Below are 14,740 nucleotides of genomic sequence, written 5' to 3' on the forward strand. Positions count from 1 at the left end.
CAGCTGATAATACTTGCCAGCTCACTGTGCTGACAAGTAAGAAAACGTTAAAATTCGTTTTTCCACTCACGTAGTGCTGTGAAAATGGAAAGTGGTTTCGTATCAAGAGTACGATTAGTGACTGATTTAATTACGGTGTTTTCCGTTGTTCTTAAAAAAGGATTAATCGCTTTTTGTACTTTCAATGTTGTTGGTAATGTGGATTTGTCCTGCGCTCTTAAGCGAATGACGTCGTCCCGATAATGTTTTAATGCTTGATTGTCTGGCTCTACCGCCATGGCAAACGCAACATTACTCGTGGTGTATTCATGAGCGCAATATACTTCGGTTTCTTCTGGTAATGTCATCAATTTGTTTAGAGAGTGATACATTTGCGCCATAGTTCCTTCAAACACGCGTCCGCAGCCAGCAGAAAATAGCACATCGCCACAGAACAGTTTATTGTCACCGAGGTAGGCGACATGGCCGAGCGTATGGCCGGGTAATTCCATTACGCTGAAGCGATGGTTGAATAGCTCGATTTGGTCACCTTCTGATACGGCATGAGTTTGTGTCGGGATCGGTTCGTTTTTCGGCGTCACCACATTGACCTGCGGGTAATGATGAACAATATCGGGAACGCCACCAATATGGTCAGAGTGGTGGTGAGTAATTAAAATGACATCTGGAGTTAATTGGTGTTCTTGTAGATACTCAAGAACTGGCGCAGCCTCGCCGGGATCGACGATGGCACAACGATTTTCATCATTGTGAATTAGCCAGATGTAATTATCATCGAATGCAGGTATGCTTTTGATATGTAACATGAGTTATCTCCAGTCGCTCAGGTGAAGTGAGTTAGCAATGAAACCAGCACGCAGTAAAATAAAAATGGAACAACCTCATACTTGGTCACAGCTAAAAAATGGCCAATGGGTGAGTGAGTCGATTCAAATGCGCCTTGATGAATGGAGCCCTAAACTGTTTGGGTATCATATGCTCAAGCTTGGTGGTTTAAGTTGTGAGCTTGCCAGTAGTCAGTGTAATATTCAACACCAAGTTCATCTAGATCTGACGAATCCAGCGCATACGGTGATCGCCGATTACTATGACTTACCGTTCCTAGAAAAAAGCATTGATGCAGTTATTTTATCGCATCAATTGGATTTTTGTCATGATCCTCACCGTTTGCTACGTGAAGTGGATCGTGTATTGATTGATGATGGGTCGTTAATCATTACTGGCTTCAATCCGGTCAGTTGGATGGGCGCTGAACGATTACTACCATGGAAGAAAAAAAGCTTGCCATGGAGTGGGCGCATGTTTACGCCCACACGAGTCAAAGATTGGTTGGGACTACTGAATTATCAAGTGGTCTCTTGCGACCAGTATGCGACCTTTCCTATCCATCGTTATCGTACCATGTGGACTTGGCTAGAAAACTCGTTAGGCGGGTGGGGAGCGCGTTTTGGTTGTTTATATTTTATTGTCGCTCGCAAACGCACGTATCCCTTGCAACCGATTAAGCCACACTGGCGCTTTAAACGCCGTTTTTACCCTGTAGGCGTTAACTTTAAGGTACAAGACTCGATAGACTATCATGTTCATGATACGTCCTCATCGTGATGCCTGATACCCCGTGTCATCATTGCTTGGCGCTTCGGCCGCCGCACGAGCAAGTTCATCACACATCTCATTCTCGCGGTGCCCCGCATGACCTTTTACCCAGTTCCAAGTCAGGTCGTGGCGCCGCGACTCGCGATCCAATGCTTGCCATAGATCGGCATTTTTAACTGGCTGCTTGGCGGCGGTTTGCCATTGGCGCTTTTTCCAGTTATGAATCCATTGAGTAATACCTTGACGGACATATTGGCTATCGGTCGTTAGAGTGACTTGACAAGATTCTTTGAGGGATTGTAAGGCAACAATCGCCGCTAACATTTCCATCCGGTTATTCGTGGTAAGATAGTAGCCGTTATTGAGTGTCTTTTCGGTGTTTTTATACCGCAACACAATTCCATAACCACCAGGACCTGGGTTTCCAAGACACGAACCATCAGTGAAAATTTCGACGTGTTTCTTCATGATTTGATATTATTAATAAACGCACATAATTGACATAGTCTGACACAGATAGATCATAATGAATACTAGCAGCAACTCTGAGTACAACCGTATTATTGTTCTTGATACGGAAACCACCGGTATGAACCGAGAGGGTGGACCGCACTACGAAGGACACCGCATTATTGAAATTGGTGCGGTGGAAATCATCAATCGTAAATTAACCGGACGCCATTTTCACGTATACCTCAAACCGGATCGTGACATACAAGAAGAAGCGATTGCCATCCATGGTATTACCGATGAATTTCTGGTTGATAAACCAGAATATGGCGATGTTCATGACGAATTTCTCGACTTTATTCGAGGCGCCGAGTTGGTCGCGCACAACGCGCCCTTCGATGTGGGCTTCATGGATTATGAGTTTGCCAAGCTCAATGCCAATAGCGTTAAAACGGAAGATGTCTGCAAAATCACCGATACGTTGGCAATGGCGAAGAAAATCTTCCCCGGTAAGCGCAATAACTTGGATGTATTGTGTGAGCGTTACGGTATAGATAACTCTCATCGAACGTTGCATGGCGCTTTGCTCGATGCCGAGATTCTGGCTGACGTTTATTTATTTATGACCGGGGGACAAACCTCCTTACAGTTTTCGTCGGGGAGTAACGGTAATGGTGAAACGGGGGGCAATGTCATAAAAAGAGTCGCGGCTGGGCGAAAACCATTAAAGGTATTACCTGCCACGGCCGATGAACTACAAGCACACCAAGAAAGGTTGGAGTTAGTCAACGATTGCCTTTGGACAAAGTAGGAGCTTGTATGCACAAGGTGATAATTGGGATAGTTGTATGGCTGATGAGCAGCAGTATTTGGGCTGCGAGTGAATCGACCATATCCCTACTGGATAATCGGTTTCGTGTCGATCCCAGCATTCAGCAGATCACATTTGTGATATACCGTAAAAATCCTTCTCGTCCCGTTGTTTTAGTGCGACCTGACGGTAAAAAATACTACGCTTGGAAATCGCCAGATAACGTTAAATGGTATCAAGAGTCCTCCATGGACATTATCTCGATTGAAAAGCCGATGCCCGGACCGTGGCAAGCGGTGGGCAAAGTCACCCCTGATAATCACATAAAGCTGATTTCCAATTTACAACTGACGTCGGATCATTTTCCTGAGCGGCTTTATCAAGGTGAAACGCTCAAATACACCGCGCAATTAACCTCTAACGATAAACCACTTAAGCTGAGAGACTTTTTAGATAAGGTCAAACTCAAGGTGACGTTTACTCCGTATGTAGAAAACGAAGAGTCGCTTGCCAAAGAAGCTCGCCCTATTCCTGATGTGCTCGGAGAGTTCGCTGATGATGGGCGAGGCTTAGATGAAAAAGCGGGGGATGGAGTGTTTACCGTGGCATTGCCAATCAGTATTGAGCCGGGGAAATACCGCGCGCGCATTACCTCTGGGAACGGGGTATTTTTGCGAGCACAAGAGCAAACGGTGTTGGTCTATCCAACCCCTTATACCGATACGCTGATTCAATCTCGTGATAAATCGCAGCCTCATAAAGTTGTCGTCAGTGGTGAGCAAGGCTCACTGGAGCCCGGCTCGCTGGTTATGCAGATCACCCACAAAGATGAACAGGGGCACGTTGAGCATTTTGATGCTCAGTCAGACAAAGATTCTCTATCGCTGTCTGTCAATATTCCTAATACGCAAGAGTTTGGTCAATATACTTGGTCAGGCAATCTCTATGCCAATGATTTGGCAAGCAAACGCGCGTTGGTGTTTCCTATGAGCGAGAAATCCTACAGCATTGTGCATGAAGTCGATCTTGAACAAGCTCGTCTAATGCAAGAAAAGCAGGAAGCGGAGCGTCGTAAGAAAGAGCTAGAGCAAGCGATCTTAGAGCAACGCGCTGAGCAGCGGAAAAAGGCCATCATTTATATCATTGTCGGTAATGTCGTGGTGATTGTCTTGGCCATATTGATTTGGTTTATTGTCCGCAAAGTGCGAGCGAGAAAAGCCATGCTCCCAGAAATGCAACTTGAGGTGCCGAAAAAATAAGCGCGCTGAACGAGGTTAAATGGCGTTTGTACTTTAATTAGTCAGAGTGTGGGCGGATGTCCAATTCTTTTCTATTTTCTATCGACAGAGGCAAAGGAATCGGTAAACTTTGCCTGTTCCAATATCGATATTCAAGCCGTCGAATGATTAACTAAAGAGACACTATCCTATGTACCAAGATTTGATCAAACAAGAACTGAGCGAAGCTGCAGAGGTATTAAATGCCTTTTTGAGTGATGATACTAATATTGCGCAAATTCAAGCCGCTGCAACATTGATCGCCGATTCATTTAAACAAGGCGGTAAAGTGCTGTCTTGTGGTAATGGCGGCTCCCATTGTGATGCGATGCATTTTGCTGAAGAACTCACTGGACGCTATCGTGAGAACCGTCCTGGTTATCCAGGCATCGCGATTTCAGATCCTAGTCATTTGTCTTGCGTGAGTAATGACTTTGGCTATGACTATGTGTTTTCTCGTTACGTAGAAGCGGTTGGCATGAGTGGCGATGTTCTGTTTGGTTTATCGACGTCAGGCAACTCTGGTAACATCTTAAATGCGATCGCGGCTGCTAAAGCGAAAGGAATGAAAACCATTGCTTTAACTGGCAAAGATGGTGGCAAGATGGCTGGTGAAGCGGATATTGAAATACGCGTCCCGCATTTTGGTTATGCTGACCGTATCCAAGAAATCCATATCAAAATTATCCATATTATTATTCAATTGATTGAAAAAGAGATGGCATAATCGGGACTTATTGAGCATGCTGTCCCTAACCCTTGTGTGAGGGACAGCATAGAGGAGTGTTTACACAGTGTGTGAATTGCTGGGCATGAGCGCAAACGTGCCGACAGATATTTGTTTTAGCTTTACTGGTTTAGTGCAACGCGGTGGTCGTACAGGCCCTCACAGAGATGGGTGGGGCATTGTTTTTTATGAAGGCCGTGGCTTTCGAACCTTTAAAGATCCCGATCCTAGCTATGAATCTCCTATCGCACGCTTAGTGCAAGAGTATCCGATCAAAAGCCAAGCCGTGATTAGTCATATTCGTCAAGCGAATCGCGGTAAAATCAGTTTAGAAAATACCCATCCATTCACACGCGAGCTTTGGGGCAATTATTGGACTTTTGCTCATAATGGACAATTGACCGATTATACAAGCTTGCCCGTTGGCTCACGTCGCCCAGTCGGAGAGACCGACAGCGAGTATGCGTTTTGCTGGCTGCTTAATGCCATGGAAACGCGTTTTCCGACGCCTCCCGAGAACAAGTTAGAAGTCTTACGTTATGTCGCAACCCTGTGTGATGAATTGAGACAGAAGGGCGTATTTAATATGCTATTGTCTGACGGCGAGTATGTGATGGCCTATTGCACCAACCACCTGTATCGAATTACACGTAAAGCGCCATTTGGTCATGCGACGTTGATTGATGAAGAAGTGGAAGTGAACTTTCAAGAAGAAACAACCCCAACGGATGTCGTGTCAGTGATTGCGACTCAGCCACTAACGCTGAATGAATCTTGGTTAAGAATGAAACCTGGCGAGTATGGGGTGTTCTATTTAGGTGAACAAGTGGATACCAATGCTCACGAGTTAACGGATGTCCCATTTGCAGAGAAGAAACCCGGCAACCAAGCACCAAGCCAACCGCTGTAGCCGAAGGGGCGAAAATGCAGACAAAATAAAAGGTTGATGTGTTCCATCAACCTTTTTATCGAGTCAGTTAGCCGATTTATTCGTCCGCGTAACCGTGCATCCCGAGCAGTTCACCGTCTAAATAGGCTTTGCCATCTTGCATCGTCAAACGCTCTTCAACGAACCATTGCACCACAAGAGGGTAGATGCGATGTTCTTGCGTCTGAACTCGCTCTGTGAGCGTTTCAATCGAATCGCCATCAAAAATGGGCACTTTCGCTTGCAAAATAACAGGTCCACCGTCTAATTGTTCAGTCACGAAGTGCACACTGGTTCCGTGCTCTTCATCACCGGCTAAAATAGCCCGTTGATAGGTGTTCAGTCCTGGGTATTTCGGTAATAACGATGGATGAATATTAATCATTCTGCCTTTGAAGTGACGGACAAAACCATCACTTAGGATACGCATAAATCCAGCTAACACGACAAGATCTGGGGTAAATGTATCGATTTGGCGCATTAATTCTACGTCATAAGCCGTGCGGCTTTCGAAATCGGTAGGATCAATAAATACGGGTTTAGCATCGGCTTTTTTTGCACGTTCTAAACCATAAGCTGTTGCTTTATTTGAAAAAACAGCTGTTACTTTACCGTCTTTAATGCTGGAGTCACAAGCATCAATAATCGCTTGTAAATTCGAACCATTTCCTGAAATTAAAACAACTACACTTTTCATAAATTATTGTATCTCGACTTGAGCTTCATTCGCATTTGAGTTGGCAATTGTACCGATAACCCAAGCAGTTTCACCCTCTTTTTGTAAAAGATTTACTGCATCGCTGGCTTGATCGGCTGGCAGCGCAATAATTAAGCCCACACCACAGTTAAAAGTACGGTACATTTCATGCTGGGTAACGTTGCCTTTTTCTTGTAGCCAATCAAAGATAGGTGGCCATTGCCAGCTACTGCCATCAATCACCGCTTTTGTTCCTTCAGGGAGAACGCGAGGAATATTTTCCCAGAACCCACCGCCAGTAATATGAGAAATGGCATGAATATCATGAGCTTCAATCAAATTCAGTGCGGATTTGATGTAGATTTTTGTCGGCTCAAGTAAATGTTCGCCAATGGTTTTGCCTTGCAGTAATTCATTTTTATCCGCGTTAGAAACGTCCAAAATTTTACGGATCAACGAGTAACCATTTGAGTGAGGGCCACTTGAACCTACCGCGATGAGGGCATCGTCTGCGGCTACTTTTGTTCCGTCAATGATGTTGTCTTTTTCAACCACACCGACACAGAAACCAGCCACATCATAGTCTTCGCCTTCGTACATGCCAGGCATTTCTGCGGTTTCGCCACCAATAAGCGAACAACCAGCTTGCAGGCAGCCTTCCGCGATACCAGTAACGACATCGGCGGCAGTATCCACATCTAATTTTCCAGTGGCGTAGTAATCGAGGAAGAAGAGGGGCTCGCCACCTTGAACAATGAGATCGTTCACGCACATCGCAACGAGATCAATACCGATGGTATCGTGTTTTTTCAGGTCTAACGCTAGACGCAGTTTGGTCCCCACACCATCGGTACCGGAGACTAGGACGGGATGTTTGTATTTGGTCGGTAATTCACACAGAGCACCAAACCCGCCGATGCCACCCATGACTTCGGGACGACGAGTACGTTTTACTGCACCTTTAATACGATCAACAAGCGCATTACCAGCGTCAATATCGACACCAGCATCTTTGTAGCTAAGAGAAGTGTTGTTACCGCTCACGGGACATCCTCAGTTCTAGTTTAATGGGAAAACGGCGATATTCTACAAGTCTTAAAACAAAAAGGAAAACGTTTGCGTCAGTTTTTTCGTCAATTTTACTGAAAATATTGCTCAATGACTGTGCCTATGTGTTGTGAATGGCACGATGTCATGTGTGTGGTTAAGTAATGGTTTACATTGTCATGTAAAACTGCGAACAATGGGTGTATAATCCGCAGGTTTATTTAAATTATACCGGAGATGGAAATGAAAGTTGTTGAAGTGAAACACCCGCTGGTAAAACACAAACTGGGGTTGATGCGCGAAGGTCAAATCAGTACGAAACGTTTTCGTGAGTTAGCAACGGAAGTGGGTAGCCTTTTAACTTATGAAGCAACCTCTGACTTTGAAACCGAAAAAGTCACCATTGAAGGCTGGATGGGTCCAGTAGAGATCGATCAAATTAAAGGTAAGAAAGTGACCGTCGTGCCGATTTTGCGTGCTGGTCTTGGTATGATGGATGGCGTGTTAGAGCACATTCCGAGTGCACGTATCAGTGTTGTCGGTGTGTACCGTGACGAAACCACATTAGAGCCTGTGCCGTATTTTAATAAGTTAGCCTCTAACATCGATGAGCGTATGGCGTTAGTCGTTGACCCGATGCTAGCGACAGGTGGCTCAATGATCGCGACGATCGATTTGCTCAAAGAACAAGGTTGTGAGCACATTAAAGTATTAGTACTTGTTGCTGCACCTGAGGGCATTGCGGCTCTTGAAAAAGCGCATCCGGATGTGGAACTTTATACCGCTGCCATTGATGAAAAGCTCAATGAGAAAGGCTACATCGTACCTGGTCTTGGTGATGCTGGTGATAAGATTTTCGGCACAGTGTAATTGTGAGACATGACGTGTCTAGACACGAAATAAAAAAAGGGAGCTCGGCTCCCTTTTTTTATGGTGATAGTACTACGATGTAGAACGTTTATTTTTTAAACTTAACGTGCCACCGCTTTTCTGGTGCTGGCGATGATTGTCGGATTTTTTGATGGCAGATGAAGATGAACCGCGCCCTTTTTTGGAGTTAGGCGCATGGCGAAAGCTCTCAGCATTATTGCCACGGAACGTGCGCGGATTTTGGTTACGACGTGCTTTGGAGGCTTGATTTTCTTCGCGGCTATCGTAGAGCTTGGCATCGGTTGCTTTGCGAATATGTCGGCCTTGCTCAGTTTGTCGAGAGGCTTCCTCTGTACTGACAGAACCTTCACACATCGCTAAGATGGTCGTAATTTCTTCATCGGTTAAGTAGCGCCATTCGCCATTTGGTATGCCATCCAATGAAATATTCATAATGCGCACACGACGTAATTTGAACACTTCGTACCCCAGTGCTTCACACATGCGACGAATTTGGCGATTTAACCCTTGCGTCAGTACGATGCGAAAGCTGAACTTGGTTTCTTTGGTCACTTTACAAGGTAGGGTGACGGTATCGAGAATATTAACGCCAGCCGCCATTTGCTGCAAAAACGCCTCAGTGATGGGTTTGTCGACACGCACCACGTACTCTTTTTCATGATGGTTGCCAGCACGAAGAATTTTATTGACGATATCGCCATCGTTGGTCAAAAAAATCAGGCCATCGGAAGGTTTATCAAGGCGACCAATCGGGAAAATACGTTTTGAATGACCAATAAAATCGACAATGTTGCCAGGAATATCGCGTTCCGTGGTACAGGTAATACCGGTGGGTTTGTTGAGAGCGATATAAATGGGCTTTTCTTTACTGCCAATCGGCTTTCCGTCGACACAGACGTTATCCGACGTCGTGACTTTAACGCCCATCTGAGGTTGTTCACCATTGACGGTCACTCGACCTTCTTCGATCAGTTTATCGGCGGCTCGACGTGAGCAAAAGCCAGTTTCACTGATGTACTTATTGAGACGCTTCTCAGCGAGTTGGGACATGGGAACTCCTCAAATTTCATCGGAATAAGGGTACAACGCCTAATCAGACTATGTAGGTGTTGGAACGAGCGCGCATTCTAACAGGTCTCGATATTTAACCAAGCCGTTTTTGATGACGCTCTTTGTTTTCTAATTTCTGCTGCGGTGTCTTTTTCAACAAGACATAAACGGCGCCCGTCCCACCGTGATAATGTTGCGTGCTATGCATGCATTGTACCTCTGCAATCTGTGGTAACCAATGGGCGACATAGCTTTTGATCAGCGCGGGAGGGTCAGCGCGTTGCCCTTTACCATGCACGATGATAACGGTACGTAGTTCCATACGTAGGCATTGCTTAACAAAGGTGAGGATCTCTTCTCTGGCTTGTGACAACGTACGTCGATGTAAATCAAGGCGTGCTTGAATAGCGTATTTGCCTAAGCGCAGTTTACGGAACACACCTTCTTGAACACCATTACGTTTGAAACTCAGCATGGCTTCCGGTTTGAGCATGGGAGCGGAGTCTAATGATAAATAGTCTGAGTCCTGTTCGGTGAAACGCGTCGCCGCGAGTTGACGAGCTTGGTGAGCCTGCGTGATTTGATGTTGCGTTTGGCAGGTGACGGTGTCGTGGGTCAAGGGTTTCACATCTTGCATCATTTGTTGGAACAGTTGAAAATCGTCTTCAGCCATTGCTCGCACCTCTTACTCTGCTGTCATGGGACAGAGGCAATTATATCAAGCACAGAGATAAGATATCTAGAAAAGAAGGGACAAAAAAACGGAGCAGAAAGAGACTACTCCGTTGGACAACAAATACACGTTGTTTAGAGGCTTAGTGAGGAGATGTGTCGTCAGCATAGTAATGAATCTTTGTTAATCAGCAGGTAGGCACTCACTATTATGCCTGACGACTGTTCTACCATAGCACTGCGATGGGAGCCGTTCATGATCCAGATCAAAAGGATGTGGGGAGACGTTTGTCTGATTGCGTTGCTGTATACTTGCTCACATTATTAGCGAATTGATGGCTATTTGTACGAGTGGAAAGGCAATTGTCATAAAGTCCTTGCACCTTGTAATAGAATCCGTATTATACGCCTCGTTGTCAGCGATAAAACGCAGTAGCAACAACTCGGTGAATAGCGCAGTTTGGTAGCGCATCTGGTTTGGGACCAGAGGGTCGGGGGTTCGAATCCCTCTTCACCGACCATATTACGAAGCCTCGACAGTGATGTCGGGGCTTTTTTGTATCGGCTTTTTATCAGCGGCTTATCGTCTTTTGTGTTGACGCTGGTGATAAGGCTCAATCGGCTTGCTTCCGGTATTGAGCCTAAGTGATGCCCTTTGAGGGGCGTTGTTAAAATTGACATCCCACTCGCGTCGTTTTGTTGAGCCGCTCAACGTGAAATCCCCGACTTTCCAATTGATTGAGTACATTGTTTGGACCAATCAGGTGTAAGACTCCGACGACCATGACATAAGTCCCTTGCGGTTTTGGATAAAAATCGTCTGTGCTTAATGTTTTTACCCACGCTGCATTTCGCTTTTCTACTAGCTCCGTTTGCATACTTTTGGATAAAGGATCGCTCTGGGCAAACGTCCACAAGTGCTTCTCATCCCCGGAGGTCCAGCTTTTAATTAAGCATTGCATGACTCGGCGGTTTTTTTTCCAGTCAGTGATCGCAGACAGTAATAAAGCTTTGCCTTGATCGGCTTGCTGAGTTAACAAATTAATTTGCGATTGTAAGGATTCTAAACCGAGCACGGGGATATGTTGTTGCGTTGCTTGAGAGAGTAAATAACTATCGACGCCTTGTGTTGCATCATAACCGAGTTGCTGCATGGTTAACTGTTGAATGGAGAGCGCGGCAGCCCATGGAGACATGTTGCGATATTGCTGGTTATTGACGCCAAGTTGCTCTGTGACTTTATTGAGAGTTTTGAGTTGTTGGCTATCAAGCACCTCTTCGGTTTTTACGTTTTGTTTGGGATAGTGAATCCCCTTGGTTTGGCGAATGTCGGTTTCGACGATCAATCCATCACTGTGCTCAAGCGCTTGCGTAATCGCATGTGGCAGTGGGTACATCGATTGAGTGCCGACATGAACGGAGCCAATGACATAGATATTTCGTTCGCCCTTGGTTAAATGCCAATACAGCGGTTCGGCTTTGGATGTAAAAGAGAAGGCAGTCAATATACTGGCGACTAAGCCAATCGGAAAGGTTAAGCGCATAGCAATATCAAGTTCTTAATAATGGATGAGGATACTGTACGGACTTTCGGGCTTAATGAGAAGTGTGACGTGTGCTTAACGGGCAACGATGTGAGATTGCCACGTTAAGGCCTCTTTCGGCCGTTAACGTGGCTGATATCATGTGGGGCTTACTGTTTAGGCGTAAACCAGCGTAGGCGGTTGGCATTGGTCACAACAGTGATTGAAGATAATGCCATGGCTGTGCCTGCTACGACAGGGCTTAACATGAAACCGAAGGCAGGGTAGAGGACGCCTGCTGCGATTGGAATGCCGAGCGTATTATAGAAAAAGGCACCCAATAAGTTTTGTTTGATATTTTGCATCGTCGCTTTTGATAAGTCGATGCTGTGAACTAGGGTCATCGGTGATGAATGCAGCAATGTGATTGATGCGGTATCAATGGCGATATCACTTCCCGAAGCCATGGCCATGCTGACATCGGCTTGCGCCAGTGCAGGCGCATCATTCATACCATCGCCTACCATAGCAACAATGCCATAGTGTTGTTGTAAGCGTTCAATGTGTTGGGCTTTTTCGTCAGGCAGTACGCCAGCGATGACTTGTTGTACCCCCAGTTTCGATGCCATCGCCTCGGCGACGTTTTGATTATCTCCTGTCAACATCACCGTATGAATTCCTCGGGCATTTAACGCTTGCACGGTCGCGTGAGCATCGTCCTTCAGTGGATCAGAAATAGCAAAGCAGCCTAGAATATCTTGCTCACGAGCAATGAGAACGGGCGTCCATGCATTGTTTTGATAGTGTTCTAACGTTGATTCAATGTCGGTCAAATCCACGCCCAGATCGCGCATGTAGCGGATAGACCCCACTGAGACCGTAGTCCCTTGGTAACGGGCCGCGATCCCTTTGCCTCGCTGGCTGTTAAAATCACTGATTTCGGCCGGTGTCACGGACTGATTGATGGCATACTGGCAAATGGCTTGTGCAAGTGGATGCTCTGAGTGTTGCTCCAGACCATAGGCTAAGCCGATGACATCCTTTTCTGCCGCCACAAAGGTGGCGTCCTGTACGCAAGGTTGACCTTGAGTGAGTGTGCCTGTTTTATCAAACACCACCGCGGAAACCTGACTGGCGGTTTGTAAGGCGTCAGCGTCTTTAATCAGCATGCCAAGTTCAGCAGCTTTGCCCACACCAACGGTGATGGACAATGGGGTGGCAAGGCCGAGCGCACAAGGGCAGGCGATAATGAGGACGCTGGTGGCCGCGACCAGCATATAACTCAATGTTGGCTCTGGGCCCATCACGTACCAAGCCAGTGCTGTGAGGAATGCAATGGCGATGACGACAGGGACAAACACGGCCGAAATTTGATCGGCGAGCGTTGCGATTTTCGGTTTACTGCTCTGAGCTTGACGTACCATTCGGATAATGCGCGATAGCAGGGTATGAGCGCCAATATTCGTCGCTTCAATGACTAATGTACCATCTTGGTTAAGCGTTCCGGCGGATACGGTATCGGATTGACCTTTATGCACCGGCATCGGTTCTCCGGTGAGCATGGCTTCGTCCACGTAAGAATCACCGCTCACGACTTCGCCATCAACCGGAAATTTTTCTCCTGGCTTAATGCGCAGTTTCATCCCTTGCTGAATCTGATCGGCAGAAATGGTGTCTTCTTTTCCATCGCGAATCACGGTCGCCTGATGAGGTTGCAGTTTTATCAGGGCTTGTAATGAATGCGTTGTCCGTGCTTTGGCTTTGGTTTCTATATAGTGCCCTAATGAGATCAGCCCGATAATCATCGCGCTGGCTTCAAAGTAAACGTGCCGTGAAGCAAGGGGGAACCAGTTGGGGATGAGGATCACCGTCATGGAATACATCCAAGCGACGGCCGTGCCCAATGCCACTAAGGTATCCATGGTCGCGCGTTTGTGGGCAAGAGAGCGCCACGCATTGACGTAGAAGTGACGACCTGCCGTCGCGAGCACGGCAAAGCAGACAATGCCAACGACTCCCCAGGCGAGCCGTTGAGAGTCTGAAGTGACTGACATATCGCCCCCCAAGACGCCCCATAGCATCAGAGGCAACCCTGTAGCCAGACCTAAAACAGCATTACGTAAATGGCGTCGTTTCGTTTGGAGCAGTTGCTCTTGTTGTTGGCGTTGCTGATCGGCTGGATCTTCGACCGGGTGGGCGTGATAGCCGGCTTGTTCAATCGCATTGACTAAGGCATCGATATCCTCAACCTGCCCAATCGCTAATGCACTTTGCTCGGCTAAGTTCACTTGTGCGCGGTCGACGCCTGATACCGATAGCATCGCTTTTTCCACGGACGACACGCAACTGGCACAGCTCATGCCTTCGACCATGAGAGAGACACTGTCCTGATCTTTTGTCGCTGGTGTATTGTTCACATCTTGCTGACCGTGACGCGCATCGGTGGTGTGTGTGTGCGTCTCGGTAGATGACACGCTATCTTCTTGAGTGTCCTCATCCACCGCTTGGTAACCTGCCTCGGCAACTTTGGCCTGAATCTCAGATTTGGATAGAGGGGTGGATAATGACAGTGTTTCCTGTGTGACCGAGAGATTGGCAATATCTTCATCTGGCTCAAGATAGTGTGTGAGCGTGTTAACACAGCCTGCGCAGTGTAATCCTTTAAGAGAAAAGGTGTAGTCATTACCTGCGGAGTAGCCCAGTTCGTTCATACTTTGCAGCAGGTCACCAAAGGTCGCTTCTGCGTCTAATTCAATGAAGGTTGGAGATAATTCATGTATCACTAGGTCTTGAATATCACGGTTTAACTGGCGTTCTAATTTTCGTGCACACCCCATGCAATGAAGTCCGCTGAGTGCCAGTGCATAATGTCGCATGTGTGCTCCTTAGTGAAGGAAAAAAGAGGTCGATGACTTTGTCTATCACTCATCATAAACCTTGCCCTTACGTCAAGGTCAAGGATGTCATGATCACAGCATGCGTTTTGCTTACTGAGCGACGAATAAAAGCCGATACGCTAAACGACAATTGTCGTTAATATCCTCGCAGTGGTAGACTATGGCTAAATTTCA

Annotated in this window: 13 protein-coding genes, 1 tRNA gene and 1 pseudogene; 7 read left to right on the forward strand and 8 right to left on the reverse strand. The window is 46.5% G+C overall.

All coding sequences use genetic code 11. The features are described 5' to 3' along the window. Positions 1–47 precede the first annotated feature (47 nt). Positions 48–806: a hydroxyacylglutathione hydrolase gene (gene gloB / locus EAE30_RS08510; protein ID WP_123015538.1), complete on the reverse strand. Its 759-nt coding sequence runs from the start codon at positions 804–806 to the stop codon at positions 48–50. Positions 807–843: 37 nt separating this feature from the next. Here gloB and EAE30_RS08515 point away from each other — a divergent pair, with 37 nt between their 5' ends. Next, positions 844–1,605 carry a class I SAM-dependent methyltransferase gene (locus EAE30_RS08515; RefSeq protein ID WP_123015539.1) on the forward strand — a complete coding sequence of 254 codons (762 nt, stop codon included), beginning with the start codon at positions 844–846 and terminating at the stop codon, positions 1,603–1,605. Here the strand turns inward: EAE30_RS08515 and rnhA are convergent. After that, a complete protein-coding gene (gene rnhA / locus EAE30_RS08520) occupies positions 1,597–2,064 on the reverse strand; it encodes a ribonuclease HI (protein ID WP_123015540.1) in 468 nt (155 codons plus the stop codon). The two genes, EAE30_RS08515 and rnhA, sit on opposite strands and share 9 nt — an antisense overlap. Positions 2,065–2,122: 58 nt before the next feature. On the opposite strand from rnhA, the gene dnaQ reads away from it, so the two are divergent. The 4 genes from dnaQ to EAE30_RS08540 all read left to right on the forward strand — a co-directional run bounded on the left by dnaQ (position 2,123) and on the right by EAE30_RS08540 (position 5,771). Next, positions 2,123–2,857, forward strand: a complete 735-nt coding sequence (gene dnaQ / locus EAE30_RS08525) for a DNA polymerase III subunit epsilon (protein ID WP_123015541.1) — start codon at positions 2,123–2,125, stop codon at positions 2,855–2,857. A gap of 8 nt (positions 2,858–2,865) precedes the next feature. Further along, positions 2,866–4,116: a TIGR03503 family protein gene (locus EAE30_RS08530; RefSeq protein ID WP_123015542.1), complete on the forward strand. Its 1,251-nt coding sequence runs from the start codon at positions 2,866–2,868 to the stop codon at positions 4,114–4,116. Positions 4,117–4,285: 169 nt separating this feature from the next. Then, on the forward strand, positions 4,286–4,861 hold the full coding sequence (gene lpcA, locus EAE30_RS08535) for a D-sedoheptulose 7-phosphate isomerase (protein WP_123015543.1): 576 nt from the start codon (positions 4,286–4,288) through the stop codon (positions 4,859–4,861). A gap of 67 nt (positions 4,862–4,928) precedes the next feature. Continuing rightward, positions 4,929–5,771: a class II glutamine amidotransferase gene (locus EAE30_RS08540; RefSeq protein ID WP_123015544.1), complete on the forward strand. Its 843-nt coding sequence runs from the start codon at positions 4,929–4,931 to the stop codon at positions 5,769–5,771. A 76-nt stretch (positions 5,772–5,847) separates the two neighbouring features. On the opposite strand, the gene purN is transcribed toward EAE30_RS08540, so the two are convergent. Then, positions 5,848–6,486: a phosphoribosylglycinamide formyltransferase gene (gene purN, locus EAE30_RS08545; RefSeq protein ID WP_123015545.1), complete on the reverse strand. Its 639-nt coding sequence runs from the start codon at positions 6,484–6,486 to the stop codon at positions 5,848–5,850. Positions 6,487–6,489: 3 nt separating this feature from the next. Then, positions 6,490–7,530, reverse strand: a complete 1,041-nt coding sequence (purM, locus tag EAE30_RS08550) for a phosphoribosylformylglycinamidine cyclo-ligase (RefSeq protein WP_123015546.1) — start codon at positions 7,528–7,530, stop codon at positions 6,490–6,492. Between the two features lie 246 nt (positions 7,531–7,776). Between purM and upp the strand changes: the two genes are divergently transcribed. Further along, positions 7,777–8,403 (forward strand): uracil phosphoribosyltransferase, encoded by a 627-nt coding sequence (upp, locus tag EAE30_RS08555; RefSeq protein WP_199287084.1) that lies wholly within the window; start codon positions 7,777–7,779, stop codon positions 8,401–8,403. Between the two features lie 162 nt (positions 8,404–8,565). Here upp and rluF read toward each other — a convergent pair. Further along, a pseudogene (gene rluF / locus EAE30_RS08560) lies at positions 8,566–9,474 on the reverse strand (23S rRNA pseudouridine(2604) synthase RluF); the annotation flags it as partial. A gap of 94 nt (positions 9,475–9,568) precedes the next feature. Beyond that, on the reverse strand, positions 9,569–10,147 hold the full coding sequence (smrA, locus tag EAE30_RS08565) for a DNA endonuclease SmrA (protein WP_123015549.1): 579 nt from the start codon (positions 10,145–10,147) through the stop codon (positions 9,569–9,571). 443 nt (positions 10,148–10,590) lie between these two features. Between smrA and EAE30_RS08570 the strand changes: the two genes are divergently transcribed. Continuing rightward, positions 10,591–10,667, forward strand: a tRNA-Pro gene (locus EAE30_RS08570). 147 nt (positions 10,668–10,814) lie between these two features. Here the strand turns inward: EAE30_RS08570 and EAE30_RS08575 are convergent. Then, on the reverse strand, positions 10,815–11,690 hold the full coding sequence (locus tag EAE30_RS08575; protein WP_123015550.1) for a TraB/GumN family protein: 876 nt from the start codon (positions 11,688–11,690) through the stop codon (positions 10,815–10,817). 149 nt (positions 11,691–11,839) lie between these two features. Next, the gene (locus EAE30_RS08580; RefSeq protein ID WP_123015551.1) at positions 11,840–14,545 is read right to left on the reverse strand and encodes a heavy metal translocating P-type ATPase; all 2,706 of its coding nucleotides are present in this window, start codon (positions 14,543–14,545) and stop codon (positions 11,840–11,842) included. Positions 14,546–14,740 lie beyond the last annotated feature (195 nt).

The sequence above is a fragment of the Vibrio zhugei genome, assembly GCF_003716875.1.
GTDB classification, from domain to species: domain Bacteria; phylum Pseudomonadota; class Gammaproteobacteria; order Enterobacterales; family Vibrionaceae; genus Vibrio; species Vibrio zhugei.